This is a genomic window from Williamsia sp. Y844 (genome assembly GCF_056786475.1).
The window spans coordinates 264,688-281,158 of record NZ_JBXCJB010000002.1 but is presented as its reverse complement, the minus strand read 5'-3'; the positions used below and the strand labels follow the sequence as shown (position 1 = coordinate 281,158).

General features: G+C 60.6%; 16 protein-coding genes and 1 tRNA gene. 7 read left to right on the top strand and 10 right to left on the bottom strand.

What is annotated here, in order from left to right; genetic code table 11:
• The first annotated feature begins 350 nt into the window (after nucleotides 1-350).
• Nucleotides 351-803 carry a DUF4760 domain-containing protein gene (locus AC1TQG_RS13680; RefSeq protein ID WP_482137701.1) on the top strand — a complete coding sequence of 151 codons (453 nt, stop codon included), beginning with the start codon at nucleotides 351-353 and terminating at the stop codon, nucleotides 801-803.
• Nucleotides 804-848: 45 nt separating this feature from the next.
• Nucleotides 849-1,313 carry a DUF4760 domain-containing protein gene (locus AC1TQG_RS13675; RefSeq protein ID WP_482137699.1) on the top strand — a complete coding sequence of 155 codons (465 nt, stop codon included), beginning with the start codon at nucleotides 849-851 and terminating at the stop codon, nucleotides 1,311-1,313.
• A gap of 478 nt (nucleotides 1,314-1,791) precedes the next feature.
• Here AC1TQG_RS13675 and AC1TQG_RS13670 read toward each other — a convergent pair whose 3' ends face one another.
• The 5 genes from AC1TQG_RS13670 to sepX form a co-directional block, all read right to left on the bottom strand.
• Complete coding sequence (locus AC1TQG_RS13670; RefSeq protein WP_482137697.1) at nucleotides 1,792-2,913, bottom strand: hypothetical protein; 1,122 nt, start codon at nucleotides 2,911-2,913, stop codon at nucleotides 1,792-1,794.
• Between the two features lie 90 nt (nucleotides 2,914-3,003).
• The gene (locus tag AC1TQG_RS13665) at nucleotides 3,004-3,525 is read right to left on the bottom strand and encodes a hypothetical protein (protein ID WP_482137695.1); all 522 of its coding nucleotides are present in this window, start codon (nucleotides 3,523-3,525) and stop codon (nucleotides 3,004-3,006) included.
• Nucleotides 3,526-3,635: 110 nt separating this feature from the next.
• Nucleotides 3,636-4,691, bottom strand: a complete 1,056-nt coding sequence (locus AC1TQG_RS13660; protein WP_482137694.1) for a hypothetical protein — start codon at nucleotides 4,689-4,691, stop codon at nucleotides 3,636-3,638.
• Nucleotides 4,692-5,250: 559 nt separating this feature from the next.
• Nucleotides 5,251-5,323, bottom strand: a tRNA-Ala gene (locus tag AC1TQG_RS13655).
• A 44-nt stretch (nucleotides 5,324-5,367) separates the two neighbouring features.
• Nucleotides 5,368-6,552 (bottom strand): divisome protein SepX/GlpR, encoded by a 1,185-nt coding sequence (gene sepX / locus AC1TQG_RS13650; RefSeq protein ID WP_482137692.1) that lies wholly within the window; start codon nucleotides 6,550-6,552, stop codon nucleotides 5,368-5,370.
• A 268-nt stretch (nucleotides 6,553-6,820) separates the two neighbouring features.
• Between sepX and AC1TQG_RS13645 the strand changes: the two genes are divergently transcribed.
• Nucleotides 6,821-7,411 (top strand): dihydrofolate reductase family protein, encoded by a 591-nt coding sequence (locus AC1TQG_RS13645; RefSeq protein ID WP_482137690.1) that lies wholly within the window; start codon nucleotides 6,821-6,823, stop codon nucleotides 7,409-7,411.
• A 23-nt stretch (nucleotides 7,412-7,434) separates the two neighbouring features.
• On the opposite strand, the gene AC1TQG_RS13640 is transcribed toward AC1TQG_RS13645, so the two are convergent.
• The 3 genes from AC1TQG_RS13640 to AC1TQG_RS13630 form a co-directional block, all read right to left on the bottom strand.
• Nucleotides 7,435-8,037, bottom strand: a complete 603-nt coding sequence (locus AC1TQG_RS13640) for a GNAT family N-acetyltransferase (protein ID WP_482137689.1) — start codon at nucleotides 8,035-8,037, stop codon at nucleotides 7,435-7,437.
• A 61-nt stretch (nucleotides 8,038-8,098) separates the two neighbouring features.
• On the bottom strand, nucleotides 8,099-9,364 hold the full coding sequence (gene glp, locus AC1TQG_RS13635; RefSeq protein ID WP_482137687.1) for a molybdotransferase-like divisome protein Glp: 1,266 nt from the start codon (nucleotides 9,362-9,364) through the stop codon (nucleotides 8,099-8,101).
• 151 nt (nucleotides 9,365-9,515) lie between these two features.
• Nucleotides 9,516-10,463, bottom strand: a complete 948-nt coding sequence (locus AC1TQG_RS13630) for a UTP--glucose-1-phosphate uridylyltransferase (protein WP_482137685.1) — start codon at nucleotides 10,461-10,463, stop codon at nucleotides 9,516-9,518.
• A 99-nt stretch (nucleotides 10,464-10,562) separates the two neighbouring features.
• On the opposite strand from AC1TQG_RS13630, the gene AC1TQG_RS13625 reads away from it, so the two are divergent.
• The 4 genes from AC1TQG_RS13625 (at nucleotide 10,563) to mscL (ending at nucleotide 13,287) form a co-directional block, all read left to right on the top strand.
• The gene (locus tag AC1TQG_RS13625) at nucleotides 10,563-11,141 is read left to right on the top strand and encodes a 5-formyltetrahydrofolate cyclo-ligase (protein WP_482137683.1); all 579 of its coding nucleotides are present in this window, start codon (nucleotides 10,563-10,565) and stop codon (nucleotides 11,139-11,141) included.
• A gap of 81 nt (nucleotides 11,142-11,222) precedes the next feature.
• Nucleotides 11,223-11,549, top strand: a complete 327-nt coding sequence (locus AC1TQG_RS13620; protein ID WP_482137681.1) for an FmdB family zinc ribbon protein — start codon at nucleotides 11,223-11,225, stop codon at nucleotides 11,547-11,549.
• A 98-nt stretch (nucleotides 11,550-11,647) separates the two neighbouring features.
• Nucleotides 11,648-12,319 (top strand): SAF domain-containing protein, encoded by a 672-nt coding sequence (locus AC1TQG_RS13615; RefSeq protein ID WP_482137680.1) that lies wholly within the window; start codon nucleotides 11,648-11,650, stop codon nucleotides 12,317-12,319.
• 98 nt (nucleotides 12,320-12,417) lie between these two features.
• Nucleotides 12,418-13,287 (top strand): large conductance mechanosensitive channel protein MscL, encoded by an 870-nt coding sequence (gene mscL / locus AC1TQG_RS13610; protein ID WP_482137678.1) that lies wholly within the window; start codon nucleotides 12,418-12,420, stop codon nucleotides 13,285-13,287.
• Nucleotides 13,288-13,406: 119 nt separating this feature from the next.
• Here mscL and AC1TQG_RS13605 read toward each other — a convergent pair whose 3' ends face one another.
• Both AC1TQG_RS13605 and AC1TQG_RS13600 read right to left on the bottom strand, forming a co-directional pair.
• Nucleotides 13,407-15,455 carry a WD40 repeat domain-containing protein gene (locus tag AC1TQG_RS13605; RefSeq protein ID WP_482137676.1) on the bottom strand — a complete coding sequence of 683 codons (2,049 nt, stop codon included), beginning with the start codon at nucleotides 15,453-15,455 and terminating at the stop codon, nucleotides 13,407-13,409.
• 355 nt (nucleotides 15,456-15,810) lie between these two features.
• On the bottom strand, nucleotides 15,811-16,461 hold the full coding sequence (locus tag AC1TQG_RS13600; RefSeq protein WP_482137674.1) for an MspA family porin: 651 nt from the start codon (nucleotides 16,459-16,461) through the stop codon (nucleotides 15,811-15,813).
• Nucleotides 16,462-16,471 lie beyond the last annotated feature (10 nt).

The window sequence follows — 16,471 nt, the reverse complement described above, 5'->3', positions numbered from 1 at the left end:
TAGCACCCCGCTACATGTGTCTCGGATACCGGACCGACCCATCGACGACTGACGACGCTCCTTTTCAACTATTCCGGGGGCGCCTGCTTGCGTTGGCCGGCCACCCGCCTTCATTGAGGCCGTAGGCGCGCCAGATTGAGTCGTCGCCTCGTTGCATCCATATGTTCATCTCCGGCGCACTTCGATGGTCGGACGTCATCGAGGTATTCGCATACCGTAGCGAGACGCCCAGGCAACAGAGAATCAATCGATCAAACCGTCGAGAATGATTGCACAACAATACCTTTCGTTTTCAAAATTAAGGTTTGGCTAGACTCGCCGAATTGCAACCGTTGCCGTATGTTTCGAAGGTGGAACTCACATTGGCAGTCGTGCAGATCATGACACTGTTGGTCGCAGTCGCAGGCCTCGGACGCTTGGTGCGCGAGGCTAAACAGGCAAGTCGACGACAGCAACAGCAAGCCACCGTCGACTACATCACGACAACGATGCAGCGCCAGCACGAGTTGTATAGCAAAACCCACCTGGACAAATCTTTCGCAGCGAAGGCCATGGTCATCGATAGTCCTCAATTCCATGAACTCACTTCATATCTCGGATACCTCGAGTACCTCGCCGCAGGCGTCAACATGGGGATCATGGATCTCGACGTCGTAAATCGTACGATTGGATCCAGGATCATCCGGGCGACGGAGGTCTACAAAGACTGGATAGCGAGAGAACGAGCGCGCCTTACGCCCGCTACCTACCAAGAGATCGAAAAACTCGCTAACAAACTTAGCGCCCTTCGTGTGACCGACTAGGACTCACACCAATTCCCCAATGCTTCCCAAAGAACGGAGTTGCTCGTGTCCGCCACTGCCATCAGTGTCGCCGCCTTGGCGTTGTCCGTCCTCACAGCCGGGCTGTCTGCGATTTTTGCCATCCGACAGACGCGTCTGTCACTGAACGCGAACCATATCCCGACGATGGCGACTGTCATGGCCGAATTTCGGTCTTCCAAGTTCCATGACGACCATGCGACCGTATTGAACCTTGCTACTCCAATTGAGCCACAAGGCTTCTCGAAGCTTCCCGAAGTAGAGAGGTCTGCGTTTATCAATGTGGTGTACTTCTACCAGATGCTCTCGGCGCAGATTGCAATGGGAGTACTCAGCGAAGAGCTCATCCTTGCGCAATTCCGGTCACGATTCATTGCCGTCTGGGCTGCCGCCGAGCCGTACATCCGTGCCGAACGCGATTGCAACCCATACGGAGACGAAAAGATGCTGAGTCTTTTAGAGCGATATGCGGTTCGGGCCGGCAGTATCTGAAGAAGCCACAAAGGCGAGCGCATACGCCCGAACCTCTCGCAAGATGCAAACTTATACAACCCCGGCAGCAATGTTTTGCCAGCTCGCAACAGCACTGGGGGCGTCCCGTTGCGAAGCGCCTGATGCAGCAGAGTCGCTACCAACGGCCGGTCATACAACTACCCAAATCCTGCAGATCGTGTGTACACGCTGAATCGGAATACTCAGATGCGACTCGGCTCGTGACCTCACGCATTCATTCAATGACCGCATGCAGGCCGACGGGCGACCTACTGCCGTCGATGTGGCGTAGCATCACCGTCCACCAAACAAGTGACCTAATCATCCAACCACAGTTCGAGATCGACACGTTGACCGAAGTCTTCACTAATTGCAGCACCGCCCCCACCGACTCTGACTACGCTGCGAGAGGTGCCCCCGAGCACCTGTCTCCTCGCTGCGAGGCACGCGGACCACGCGCCTGGTTGGATCGGTAGCTCTATGCATTAGGGGGATGACGCCACGGCTCCCTGTCGAACTGCTCGACCACCACCTGCGGGCGCACCAACAGCCCGGCCATCTGTCGAAACCGCTCATGATAATCGCTGGGGTCGCCACCAGTCGGGACTACGGTGGTGAACCGTTCGCGCACTTGTATATTCACCTCCGCCAAGTAAGTGTCAACCAACACCGTCTGAAGCGCGGACCACACTTCGGCCCGTCGATCACGATACCGGTCCATCTGCTGAGCAAGTTTGAGAGCACCGGGGTCAACCTCGCGCCGTACGCCCGCCAGAATTGCATCCAACTCCGATTCGAAGATCTGTTCTGCCGGCACACCAGAAGTATCTGGTCGAAGCGCTTCGGCTGCAGCCAGATCGGTAATCGCCGTCACGACAGCCCCTTCGACAAACGCGTCTCCAGGAACCTTCGATAAACCGACCGGTAGCTCTACGGTTCGCACCCGGCCGATGACTCGCGGGTCGATCGCAAGCGAGATGGATCCAACGGCTTCCTGGACATTCACATACCGAACAGCTCGGACGGCACGGTCGCTGAGCTCGGTCATCGACACATCTCCAAACATGCCGGACAGTTCCTTCCCGACGCCTGCGGCGAGGTCTCCGGGCTTCAGATCAAGCTGCACCTGGTGCAGCCAATACGTGTGCTCGGGTGAATCCTGGTAGGCCATGCGCCTCAGAATGTTCTCGACCGCTGCGGCATAGGTACCCAGATGCAGCGCCAGTGAGCACTTGTACCTGAGCTGTTCCGCCTGCTGCGCAGACGTCAACGGTGTTTTGGTGATCATTTTGGCGGTGTCATCAAGGTATGTCCGGGAGGGCCAATCCTGAAATGTGCTGGAGTGGTACCAAACGTGTTGGCCGACAACGTTGTCAATGAAGTCGATGTCGGCCGGGTCACGAACTGCTGGATGCGCCTGGGCGATGTCGATTTCGTTTCCACACTGGCACCTGGGGTACGGCGCGTTGCTCTGGCACTGCAGGTCATAGGCGGCAGCAGCCACCCTGACCCGTTTGCCGCAGTCGCACTCGAACCAGAAGTCGTGATCGAAATTGAGGCCATCAGGATGCCCCTTGGTCGTTTCTGGGATCGAATCCATCCGCGCAGTGTAGGTCAATCACCCAATGTTCACCTTCGTTCGCCTCGGGGCAGCACACCTCCAGAGGTCGCAAAGGACGCTCCGCGATAGTCAATCGACAATCGAATCCCGCAGCTGTTGATACTGGCTCTCAATGTGCGCCTCGGTGATACCCGCCCGGGCAAGCAACCTCTTGAGCACGCGGTCGCACGCCTGATCCGCACTGAGAAGTAAGTCCCGAATTTCGTCCGCGCCGTCGACCATCCGTTGCCGACCACGTACGGTAAGGAAACCCTCCGCGTGATCACGAAAGAAATGGTGTACGAGCCTATTTCGTTCACTGACGGCATTCCGACACAAATCGATATCAGCTGCGCCAAGGCGGTTCTCGCTCTCGGCGTTCGATACAAGCTGCCCAGAGGTCTTACGAAAGTACTTGTCCCAAAGCTCGTCTATCCTTTCGACCGGTATATCGGACTCGACTCGGGTCGCGAAGGCAAGGAGGTTGACGAGTCCGTGGTCAAAGACCTGCGCCTGGTACGTGGCTAGGCCAAACCGGGCGTAGACCTCCTTCTGTTGCGCTCCATCGTCGGAAATATCAGCAATGAGCTCAAATCCAGCGGAGTCCGGCACGCGAGTCAGATTAGACGGCCCGGCAAGCAAGTCGTCTACGCATCGACAGATACGAATCACCGCGACCGACCAAACGAACACAAACCGAGTCCGCCGCTCTGTCAATACCCTTAGCTCCACACCCCGCGCTTACATGAAACCAGGTTGCCGTCGGTATCTAGACCTTCCGTACTTTCCATCGGGCAGGGATCACCTGGGGACACGTTCGGGTAGGCCACCCCCACCCACGTGCCATGGATGCAGATCAGGTTATTGTTGTTCGCCGTCGCTCCGTTGTCACTGCAAGATGTTCCTTTGACCGCGGTCGCTTCGGGCTCCACGACCTCAGGCTCCACGACTTCGGAGTCGGCATTGTTATCGGCCGCGAACATGCCTTCACAGGTGAACTTCCAGGCTCCATCTTGAAGGATCCAGTGCTGGGTTTCATCCACACCACTTCGCCCACGGGTCACCGAGGTGCCGTCAGCGCCATCATCTGCGACAGACAGCAGTTCCACTGCCCCTGTGTCTTCTGGCTCTGCATCGCCGAACGCCGCGTACAGACCCTCAAATACCGTGGCGCACTCCGTTGTTGCGTACTTCCGAATCATCTTCATGTAGTCAACGGTCTCGCCAGTCGCGGCGGCTGATTCGATTGCTCGGCCTTCTGCCATGAACGCTTCAACCGTCTCGCGCAACTCCGGAATCTCGGGGGTCAGGTCAGGCAAGGTCGTGAAGTCGCCGAACCAGTTCTCCGAACCGAATAGCGTAAAAGTCCCCGACTTCAGCACCTCGGGAAGCATCGCAAAACCCCACGAGAGCTCAGCGCGGGCACCGCTTCGGAACACCCCGTCAACACCAGACCGCATATCCTCCAGGACGGTGTAGTCCACGCTCTTCTCGCCCTCGGGCGTGAACGTCGCCATCGGATCCCACTGGGCCGTATCCTCGCCCGTGTTCTCGGCTTCTGCATAGAGCACGACGTAAACCACGTTGGAGTCAGCGGGCCGGAACGTGCCCCACCCGGTGAGATGGAACTTCACACCGTCATCGACAGTGACTTGATCCGCCGGCTTATGGATCCTGTCGTCATCCGCGGCCGCAGACGTGGCAGTGCTGTCTCCCCCATCGGAGCAACCTGCCAGCAGTAGGGCTACGCCAGCGAGAGCAAAGATGATGCGCTTCATGCATGCGTCTTTCGTTCAACGCGGCCCGTAGCCGCGGGTATCAATTCGACAAGCAACGGAATGTTGCTGAGCTTAGGGACTATCCAACACTGCGCTGAAATACGGGGCGTACTGAACCCGCGGAGAATCTGCTTGAACGCCTACACCCGTCGCCGCACAACCACCGACCGATTTCTTCGGCGTGCAACGGTCGGCACACCGACAGTGTTGCCCCACTGCAGTGCGCCACACAGGCGCGTTCAAGAAAGCTTGTACCCTCTCGGACCTAGCACGAGAAGGTCGAAGCCACGACTCGACTCGCACGCCGCACGATCCGAAGCAACCAGCGACCCCCCCCCAGGCTGCACTGCGCGAACCTCGGCGGTGTTGAGCAGCCGAAAAGCGATCAAGACATCGATCCCTGCAGCGAATTGTTCCGATGACTCTCACGAGTACAGAGGGGTGGCAAGATGCCAAAAATCGGCCTTCTCAGAAGTTCCTGCGGACAAACTGCGGACATTAAGCCACAAGGAAACTAACGTCAGTAGGCAAAAATAGTCTCTGAGCTGCGATAATAGAGTGGAGCTAAGGGGAATCGAACCCCTGACCTTCTCGATGCGAACGAGACGCGCTACCAACTGCGCTATAGCCCCTTCGTTGCCCTTGCGAGCAACTTGAACAGGTTAACACTGGGTCGTTACTGGCCCACAACCCGACGGTACGAATGGTCGCGGTCGATGTCTTCGAGGCGCGAAGCGGGCACGTAGCGGGGCAGGTGATCGAAGATCGGGTCTTCGTCGTCGATCTCCAGAACAATCGCTCCGGGCCGGCGCAGGCGTGCCGGGATGTCGGCGCGGGGGTCGACTTCTGGGTGGGCGCGACGCTGTTCTTCCTCACGCCGGGCACGGGCCAGACGACGCATCCGCTGCTGGTAAATCCGTTGCTCGTTGCGTACTGCGCGACGCAGGAAGGACATGTAGCCGACGAGCCCGGCGACCAACAGGCCTGCCGCGACCCAGCCGGCAGTTCCGACCATGACGCCCGCGAGCATGCTGACCAGAGCCAAGGCACCCAGCAGGGCCATCACACGCTGACGGAACCGATAGCGCTTGTCGCTGCGTTCACGATCGGCTTCTGGGTCGAAGCCGCCGCGGCGGGCTCGGCGGGCCGAATTGTCTTCGGCCACTTCCTCGTCGGCGTCGTCTTCTTCGTGGTCGTCGTATTCGGCGTCGTCCTCGAACTCTTCGTCATCGACATCGTCGTACTCAGCTTCTTCGAGGTCAGCCTCGTCGAGCTCGCTGTCTTCGAGTTCAGCTTCTTCGGAGTCGTCGTCGACCTCGGCCTCGATGTCGTCTTCGACCTCGGCGACGGAGTCGTCCGCACCGGCTTCGGCGGTCTCGATGTCATCAGCCTCGTCGACAACCTCAGCGTCAACCGCTGCCTCATCGTCGGCTTCGGCCTCGATGTCAGTATCGGCTTCGTCCTCGACTTCGGCATCAACAACATCAGCGGCGGAATCGACCTCGACGGCAACCTTTTTCATCACCGGGGTCTTCTCGACCTCAGGTGCCTCGACGTCAACGTCCTCGTCAACCTCGGCCACATCAACGTCGGCTTCTTTGACCGCCGTGGCGGTTCCACCCTTCGCGACAACCTTGCGGTATTCGCGAACCGGCGGTTCCCATTCGGCGTCGTGCGGGTGCCGGCCAGAGGCCATGCGTCGTTTGGTCTTCGCAATGGTCCGGCCACCGCGGTGGAGCACGCGCGTTGCCAGCGCTGCATCAGATGTCTTGCGCACGGTCGGCCGCGATTTCACGACCATCGGCACCAAAACAAACAGCCAGATCGCCACCAGACACACCCACAACAGCGAGTTCGGCATGGGCAGCTCCTTCCCTTCGGCAACCTCGCTCGACCAGTCAGTCGAGTGCGCGTTCGTCACACCAGTAACAAGCGCTCCAAGCCAGGCTATGGCCATAGCCTGTTCAAGCAGCGAAGACGCGCCGACAACCCTTCGATTTGTCGAGACTGAGCACAGGGCGTGCAGCGCCTGGGTCAGCTCGTGTTAACCATCGTTCAAATTCAGTCGATTAGGACGGGCCGAGTCCATTAACGTCGGCGGTAGACCGAATCGATCGAAGGTGGAGGGTATGCCAAAGCTTGTGTACTACATCGGGATTTCGATCGACGGCTATATCGCCGGACCCAACGACGAGGTGGACTTCTATCCGATCTCCGACGACTACATGCAGTGGATGCTCGACGAGTTCGGAGACGCTCTGCCAGGGCATGTACGTGCGCAGGCAGGCATCGCTGACAGACCACTGACCAGATTCGGCAGCATCATCATGGGTCGTCGCACCTACGATCCGGCGTTGGCCCAGAACATCACGAGCCCGTATCCACACCTCGACCAATACGTGGTGTCGCGGGAGCTACGCGTGGACGATCCGGCGATCACGGTGATCCGTGGCGATCCCGCCGACACTGTCGACATGCTCAAACACGAGGGCTCCGACTTGGACATCTACCTGGCCGGTGGCGGAAATCTCGCAGGCCAGTTACTCCCCCAGATCGACGTGCTGGTGGTCAAGACGTACCCCGTGGTCACCGGTGCAGGCCGGCCCGCGTTCGACACCAGGTTCAACCCGACCCAATTCGCCCTCGAAGACGTCCAGACCTTCTCAGGTGGCCACATCGTGTCGACCTACAGCCAGGAAACATCCAACTTCCTCGACTGACCAGAGCATTACTCCGGCGACGCTCAGCGCGTTGCGCGACCTTGGCGCACAAGCGTTTCGACGGCACCGCCGGGCAGTTCTTCGATGGTCAGCGCCAAGAGAATATGGTCGCGCCACGACCCGTTGACATCCATATAGCGCTTGAGCAACCCCTCGTCGCGGAACCCCACTTTGTGAAGCACCGAGAGCGACGCGGCATTGTCGGGCTGAACGGTCGCTTCGAGCCGGTGCATTCCCGCGGTCGAGAAACAATGGTCGACGCCAAGGGCCAGCGCGCCCGTGGCCACGCCCCGACCGGTGACCGCAGCATCGACCCAATAGCCGATCCAGGCGTTGCGCAGCGCACCGCGCTGAATGTTGCCCACCGTGAGTTGTCCGCAATATTCGCCGTTGAGCTCGATGACCATCGGCAGCATGTTCCCGGCTCTTGCTTCGGCCCGGAGCACAGAGTGCAATCCGGGCCACGCCGCCGGGTTGTGCCTTGCCGACCACAATCCGGTGCCGGTGGGTTCCCACGGCATCAGCGAATTTTGATTCTCGATCCGCAACCGACTCCACGCCCGCGCGTCACGCAGACGGACTGGCCGGACCGTGACGGTGCCACCCGCAACGCCGATCGGACCCAACTTTGCCGGCCACCCTCGCCGCGACGTATCCCCTCTGGTCCAGGACCGCACAGTTGCAGTCCTATCCGCGCTGAGCCAGGAAAGCCACATCAACCTCGTCGCCGGGCCGCAACTCCACATCCTCGGGTTCGATGATCACCAAACAATTCGCCTCGGCCAGCCCGGCCAGCAGATGCGAGCCGCCATCGGGTGCGGAAATCACCTGCGCGAGGTACTCACCGGTCTGTTCGTCGCGCATCAGCTGCCCTCGCAGATATCCGCGGCGACCTTCGACCGACGTGATCGCACCCACGGTCCGCGCGCGCACCACCCGCCGCATCGGCTGACGCTTGCCCATCGCGATCCGGATCAGCGGCCGCACCATGACCTCGAAGGCCACCAACGCGCTGACCGGATTCGCCGGGAGCAGGAACGTCGGGACCTCGTCCCGTCCGAGTTGTCCGAAACCCTGGACCGACGCCGGGTACATCGCGATTCTGGTGATCTCGAGTTCGCCGAGTTCGGCAAGGGCTTCCCTGATCGTTTCCGAGGCAGCGCCGCCGACCGGACCGGTGATGACGACGATCTCGGACCGAATCAGTTGTCCTTCAACGATTTCGCGCAGCTGCGTCGGTTCGCTGTCGGCGATGCCGACCCGGTTCACGTCCGCACCGGCATCGCGCGCGGCCGCCGCGATCGCATAGCTGTTGACGTCATAGACCTGTCCGCCGCCTGCGGTGCGATCGATGTCGACCAGTTCGCCACCGATCGAGATCACCGACAACCGGGGCCGGGGGTGAACCAGAACCCGCTCGCATCCGACCGCGGCGAGCAATCCCACCTGGGCCGGACCGATGATCGTCCCGGCCCGCACAGCCACATCACCGGGCTGCACGTCAGCGCCCTCATGACGGACGTACTGGCCGCTGCGCACCGCGTGACCGACACGCACCTTCGGGAGACCGCCGTCGGTCCAACGACGCGGGACCACAGCGTCCGCGAGGGTCGGCAGCGGCGCGCCCGTTTCCACTCGGACCGCCTGCCGCGGTTGCAGCCGTGTCGGCGTACGCGAACCCGCCTTGAGCTCCCCGACCACCGGCAGGACCACGATCACGTGGTCCCCCGGCGACTCGGAGTCGTCGCCGGCGATACTGCCGGCTTCGGCGACATCGACACTGCGCACCGCGTAGCCGTCGATGGCCGACTGATCAAAACCGGGAAGCGGCCGATCGGCCGTCACATCCTCGGCACAGAGAAGACCTTGCGATTCGGAGATCGCCACCCGCACCGGCCGAGGTGCCACCGCTGCAGCGGTCACCCGACTCAGCTGATCCTCCACCGAACGCACCGATCATCTCCTCTCACCCCGCCCTGACCACGTGAGCCGTACGGCACGGGGAGTCTGCACACGCAAGACATGACGTTAGCGGGTTTCGACGGCCGAATCGGTTCACCGGCCCGGCAGTTCGGGCGCGTTGTCGAAAATTCTCAGGCGGACCTTAGAGACCAAGGCGCTGAACGAGCCACTCCCGAAGTTCGGGACCGTAGTCGTCGCGGTCGAGGGCTAGATCAACCGAAGCCTTCAGGTAACCGCCCGGGTTACCGAGATCGTGACGGGTGCCGCGGTGCACGACCACGTGGACCGGGTGGCCCTCTTCGATCAGCAGTGCGATCGCGTCGGTCAGCTGCAATTCGCCGCCCGCACCCGGCTTGATGCGACGGAGGGCATCGAAGATGGCGCGGTCGAGGATGTACCGACCGGCAGCCGCGTAGTTCGATGGCGCATCTTCGGCCTTCGGCTTCTCGACCATGCCCTTGAGCTTCATGACATTCGGATTGATGGCGTCGGGCAGTTCCTCGACATCGAAGACGCCGTAGGCGCTGAGTTTGTCGGTGGGGACCTCGATCGCGCACAGCACGGTGCCGCCACGCCGCGCGCGGGTCCGCGCCATCACTTCGAGCACACCGGAGGGCATCACGAGGTCGTCGGGCAGCAGGACCGCGACTGCATCCTCATCGTCGTCGAGTTGTGCTTCGACGCAGCCGACCGCGTGGCCGAGGCCGAGGGGCTTTTCCTGGATCACCGAGGCGACCTCCAGCAACGACGGCGCGTTGCGGACCTTCGCCAGCATCTTGTCTTTGCCGCGCGACTCCAGAGTGTGCTCGAGAACGAGGTCCTCGACGAAGTGGGCAACGACCCCGTCCTTGCCGGGCGAGGTGATGATCAGCAGGCGTTCGGCGCCTGCAGCCTTGGCCTCTTCGGCCACGAGCTCGATACCCGGGGTATCAACGACCGGCAGAAGCTCTTTCGGGACCGTTTTGGTCGCGGGCAGAAAGCGTGTTCCCAAACCGGCGGCAGGAACTATTGCGGTCCTCGGAATAGGGGGTGTTCCGGGAACCGATTCGTATTCCATCTCGTCAGTCGGACTCATCTTCGCATCAATCATTTTCCACCCTACTTTGCTTAATAACGGCATCCAGGGATAAACCTATCGGCAGAACGCTTCGGATGAGAGGCTGCACCCATCAATTTTACGAAGATTACTTTGCGAAAACACCTACAGCGGGCACGCGAGAATATGTCACCGCAGGTTAAACGGGCGGCAGACGCCCGACTTGTGACATGGATCGCCCATCTAGAGGACACCGACCAGCTGGCCGGCGAAAAAGCCACCACGATTGCCGCCTACGTTCCGGTCGGCACTGAGCCCGGATCCGTCGCCATGCTCGACGCTCTGCGCGAGCGCGGCCACCGGGTCGTGCTCCCCGTTGTCAGTCCCGGTCCGCCGGCACCTCTGGGCTGGTCGAACTACGACGGACCCGACTCATTGACAACCGGTCGCTTCGGCCTGTTGGAACCGGCAGGGGCTACCTTGCCGAGCGAGGTCATCGACACCGCCCACCTGGTGCTGGTCCCGGCGTTGGCCGTGGACCGCAGCGGTGTCCGCCTCGGTCGAGGCGCGGGCTACTACGACCGAACGATCCCGTCGGTCGACACAAAACGCCTGGTGGCCGTCGTATATGACGATGAGCTTCTCGACGAGATCCCCGCAGACGATCTGGACGTGCCGATGGGTTGGAGCCTGACGCCGTCGGGCGGTTTTCGCCGCCTCGGAACAACCTGACCCTGGCACTCGTTAACCTAGAGTGCCAACTGCGCTGTAGAATCCACAAAGTTCTCGGCTAAATACTTCCGGAGGTCCTCGGTGCCCACTTATTCGTATGCTTGTACACAGTGCGATAACCGCTTCGACATCGTGCAGTCGTTCAGCGACGATTCGCTGACCGAATGCCCACAATGTGCCGGTAAGCTGCGCAAACTGTTCAACAGCGTCGGTATCGTCTTCAAGGGCAGCGGCTTCTATCGCAACGACAGCCGGTCGACGTCGACCAGCAGCGAAGCGAGCTCCAGCGACTCCTCGAGCAAGAAGGAATCGACCTCGTCGTCGACTTCTTCATCGTCGAGCGACTCGAGCAGCAGCTCATCGACCAGCTCTTCGACCCCCAGCACCCCGGCCGCAACAGCCTCCTGACACCGGCGTTTATCCACAGTGGCGGCGTCTGCCCACAGTTCAGTCGGGCAGGCGCGCACTTATCGGATTTGGCCACCCTGGTGACCTAGCGTTCGGCCATGCCCGACCGCAACCCACTGCAACCCACCGCGCTCGACCGTTTGAGGCATGCACTTCGCCCGGGCTGGACGCGCGCGCTTCTGCTCCGACGGATCTGCGCCGCGGCGTTGGTGGTGATCGCGATCGTCGCGGCCCTGAGCGCCCAGCGCGACAAAGAGCTGCAGTCGGTTGTCGTCGCCGCCCGCGAGATCGCACCCGGAATCCATCTGACCTCCGCCGACCTGGAAGTTCGCAGAGTCGACGCAGCCGCGATCCCCGTCGGCGCGATCACCGACCTCTCGCACCTGGTCGAACAAACGGTCACCGGCCCTGTTCATCCCGGTGAGATATTCACCGATACCCGCGTGCTGTCCAGTCGCCTGCCTGCCGCCCTGTTGGGCCGCGACGATGCCCGCCTGGTCCCGGTCACCTTGTCCGACTCATCCATCGTGGACCTTCTACGCGAGGGCGACGTGGTGGACGTCCTGAGCATCGACGAGTCCAACGATGGCGAAGCACCTTCAACTTCAACCGTTCTGGTGAAGAACGCCGTGGTGGCGCTTGTATTCACACCCGGCACAGCGCGATCCGGCCGAGATACCCGACCGACAATTTTGGCCATGCCCGAGCGGGATGCGCACCGTGTCGCCGTCGCAACGCTCGCTGCGCCGATCACCGTGGTCTTTCACTGAATCCGCATGTTCCATCCACGATCTGGGTCGATAGATGGTTAAGATCGAAAAATGCACCCAAGCATATGCGCGTTTTCCCAGGTGGGAAGGTCCACGACATGTTAAAGGGTTTTAAAGACTTCCTCATGCGGGGAAACGTCGTTGACCTGGCCACCGCCGTTGTTGTCGGTACAGCATTCACCGCCATTGTGACTGCGTTCACCACCAACATCATTGAACCTCTGATCAATTCACTCGGAGGGACAGATGCGGCACAGGGCCTCGGCTTCACCATTCGCGACGGCAACTCCGAGACATTTGTAGATATCGGCGGATTGATAACCGCAATCATCAACTTCGTGATCATTGCCGCAATTGTGTACTTCGTCATTGTGATGCCGTACGAAAAATTGAAGGCGTTTGCCGCCAAGGACGGCGACGACGCGGTCGCTTTGTCCGAATCCGAATTGCTCACCGAGATCCGCGACATTCTGCAAGGCAAAGATGCGTCGGAGGAGAAGGCCAAGATCGCTGCGGCCAAGAGCACACAGACCGACAAGGACGACGCCTACATCGAGCGGGCCCACGAGGGCCACGCATCGCAGCCCCTGGTGGGAGCGGCCGGAGCTGCCGGTGGCCTCAGCGCATCAGAGGCAGGCACCCAGCAGTTCTCGGCCCAGCCCGAACAGGCCCGTCGCCCGCCGTCATATTCGCAGAACCCCCCGCCGGGCTACCAACCACCGGCAGGCCCACCGCCCGCGAATGATCCGCTGAGCGGTCCCCCACCGGGCTACCAACCGCCGGCAGGCCCACCTCCCGGCTACAACCCGAACCAGCCGCCACAGCGTCCGGGACCACCCCAGTACGGGCCACCCGATTACGGTTCACAGAACCCCGGCTACCGACCCGATCCGCTGACCGGTCCTCCCCCCGGCTACGGGCCGCCACCGGAGCGCCCCGAAGACGGCCCCGGACGCCACAGCCAGTAACCCATCGACAACATCACGACTGTGCCCCGGCCCCGGCCGGGGCACAGTCAGTTCTGCCTCAATCCGGACAACAGGTCATCGTGCGACCGGACAAACCTGGTCGCACGACACCTTCGAGGTTAAGGCTTGACGCCTCCGGTCAAAGGACTCAGGAGGGCAGCGCCGATGTGCCACGCCACCTCGGTCCGCGCCTGGACGACTTCTTCAACTACGACCCAGGGGTTTTCGAACATATACGCGAAGGTCTCGTTACGCCCCTCCCAGTCAACTTTCGCGGCTTCGTTGAACGTGTAGGACCACGTATTGACCGCGACTCCGGTCAGATACAGCACTGGACTTCCGCGTTTTGCACCGAACTGGGCGAGTTGATCACCAGCGAAGCTCGTCGTGGAGAACGCAGCATCCACATAGGCTCCGCGGTCGACTGCACTGAGTATCCCCATCCACTGCAATGTTGCAGACAGAGCGCCGACGCCGGCTAAGGCGGCAAGGTCACTGTTGATGCCGACTAGTTTTTCAAAGCGTTCACCTTCGAAGACCCCATTCAGCTCTGTGATCGTCTGGTTAGACGAAGGATAGGTGCGAATCGGCGGGGTCACAACAATTGGCGTGGCCGTTGAAAACGACGCTGTATCAAATACCAGCACATTACCCTGGTGGCCCGTCACATAGATGTACTTGCCGTCTGGAGTTATCACGGCGCTGCCATTCGGCAGGTTCGAGTCCTTCGCGGCAATGACATAGGTGCCGATCACACTGTTGTCAGCAGTATCAATCACGGTGACCACTTGATCGGTGCTGAAGTCGGTAAGGGATGCGAAGACGTAGAGGCGGCTGCCGTCAGGACTCACCACCAGGTCGCTGATTTGGCCACCCTCATACGTGACGGGCACCGCGACTACTGAATTCGTGTCGGTATCAATCACCGAGACAACCGTATCGTTGGCACTCGCGGTGTAGAGGTATCGCCCGTCGGGGCTCATCACCAGATGATTCATCGCACCCGTACCCGCCACCGGCGGACCGAAGTACACCGGCACAGTTGAGATCACTTCACCACTGGATGCATCGACGACCGAGACCGCCCCTAGATCGATTGGCTGACCATCGACGTAGGTACGACCTTGGGTCGGCACGTATAGCCGGGTGCCATCGGGACTGATCGCCACTTCTCCAAAAACCGTTGTAGATCCGTCGATTTCAAAGCGATCGATCACAGTATTGGATGCAGTATCGACTACCGTCACCCATTGCAATTCATTTGCGATGTTGCCGTCAAGATCAGTGGCCTGACCCACGACATAAGCACGGCTGCCGTCGGGACTGAAAACAATGCCGGAAACATCTCCATCGATGGCAATCGAGTCCGGTAGGACTGAGTTTGTCGACGTGTCAATGATGTAGACGACGCGCTCGACACCCGATATTCCGGTCACGTAGACCCGCTTACCGTCGGGACTGACAACCACCCCGTTCTCAACCGCCGATCCACCGCCCTGAATGTGAACGACCGTATTCGTTGTGGTGTCGATAACCCACAACCGACTGTCCTGCATGCTTCCGACGTATATGCGGGTCCCGTCCGGGCTGACAGCGATGGGATAACTGGAATTGAAGGCGGGGAGATCGATGATCTGTGGGTCGATCACCGTTCCTTCGCTGCTGGTCACTTCATCGGCAACCGCAGCGGACATCAATGGCGTACCTGCGGTCTCAGAGCCCAAGAACTGCAGCTCTTCGAGGTGGAAATCAGCGACTGCTGTGGCAGTCGAAACGTCGGGAAGCCGGTGCCGGCCAACGTATTCGGTACCCGATTCAGCGCCCGGAACTACTGAGGTCTCCTGTTGGAACTCAACGACATCGCCGACTTCATCTTCAACTTCTTTGGCCGGTGCCGCGTCGGAACTGGAGGCCGGTGTATCCGTCGTCGCCGGAGCGGCCGAGAGTTGGGTGTCGACCACCGGCACCTCTGGTCCATTCGCCGGCATCGAAGCAAGTCTCTCAGCATCAACTGCCGAGCCGGACGACTCAACGACGGCGACCGTCGACGGCGCCTCATCCGGGGTATCCGCCGAGGCGGCACCGTTACCTATCGCGCACGCCCCTGCAACCGCGATTCCACCGCCCGCGAGTTTCGCCGCCACCATCCATCGTTTCGATGACTTCATCGTGCCCCTTCGAATTGGCCGACCTCAACTAGGCGCGCGCTCTCGCCGCAAAAATTCCAGCCGTCGTCAGATTCTTAATCTGAGTGCGCAAACTAACCTGTTCCGGACGATTTCCGAATCTGAACGTACCAGTGCCGCAATAGATCTCGCGTCACCTGATCGTATGGAAGAGGGTCAATCGGCCAACAATGCACCCCGAGACAAGCGTTCACGCGTTAACAAATCGATCGACGAGAACTCAGTCGGTTTCTGTCGCAAACCCCGGGCGAGAATGAAATCTGGCGCACAACAAAAGCCGGGACACCTTGTGGCGTCCCGGCTTTCGTTGATATTCAGTTGTCGAGCAGGCTTGCTATCAGCCGATGCTGAACGGCTTGCCCCACAGGGTAACGATGCCGGTGGTCGATTCGGTCTCGACGGTCACCTTCACGTAGGCCTTGGCCTCAGCAAATCCGGCGCAGCTGGGAATTCCGATGGTCTCCTGGCTATAAACCAGACCACCTGATGCACCTTCGAATTCGAAGCCGCTGCCGTTGCTCTCATCGAAGAATGGGTACGACTTGGCTTCACCGGGCGCAAGCGTGAAACCTGCGTCGCCCTTGCCTTCGTCAGGTGCAACGTTGAAAGATCCACCCGGGGTCTCCGGGAAAGCTCCACCAATGCCACCCTTGGCCCCAGCGGAGGCACCGAACTGGAGCTGGCAGCCAACAAGGTAACCAGCTTCAATGGTGCCGCCTTCGGCACCACCGGAGACGTTGACGGCAATCTTGCCGTCCATCCATACGTTGCGACTGGTCGGGACAGCAGCCATCGACGGGGTGTAACTGACATTCTCGCCGAACAGGCTGACCGTCACCGAGGTGCCGTCGTCGAGGGTCTGGGTGGTTTTGCCACCGGGAAGCGGTCCGGCAGCAGCGGCGCCGACGCCCATCGAGGCGAGCGCCACAGCGGAGACACCGGCGATACCGGCGGCCGCCGCGATACGACGCGAAGTTGTGTTCTTCATAATTCCCCTT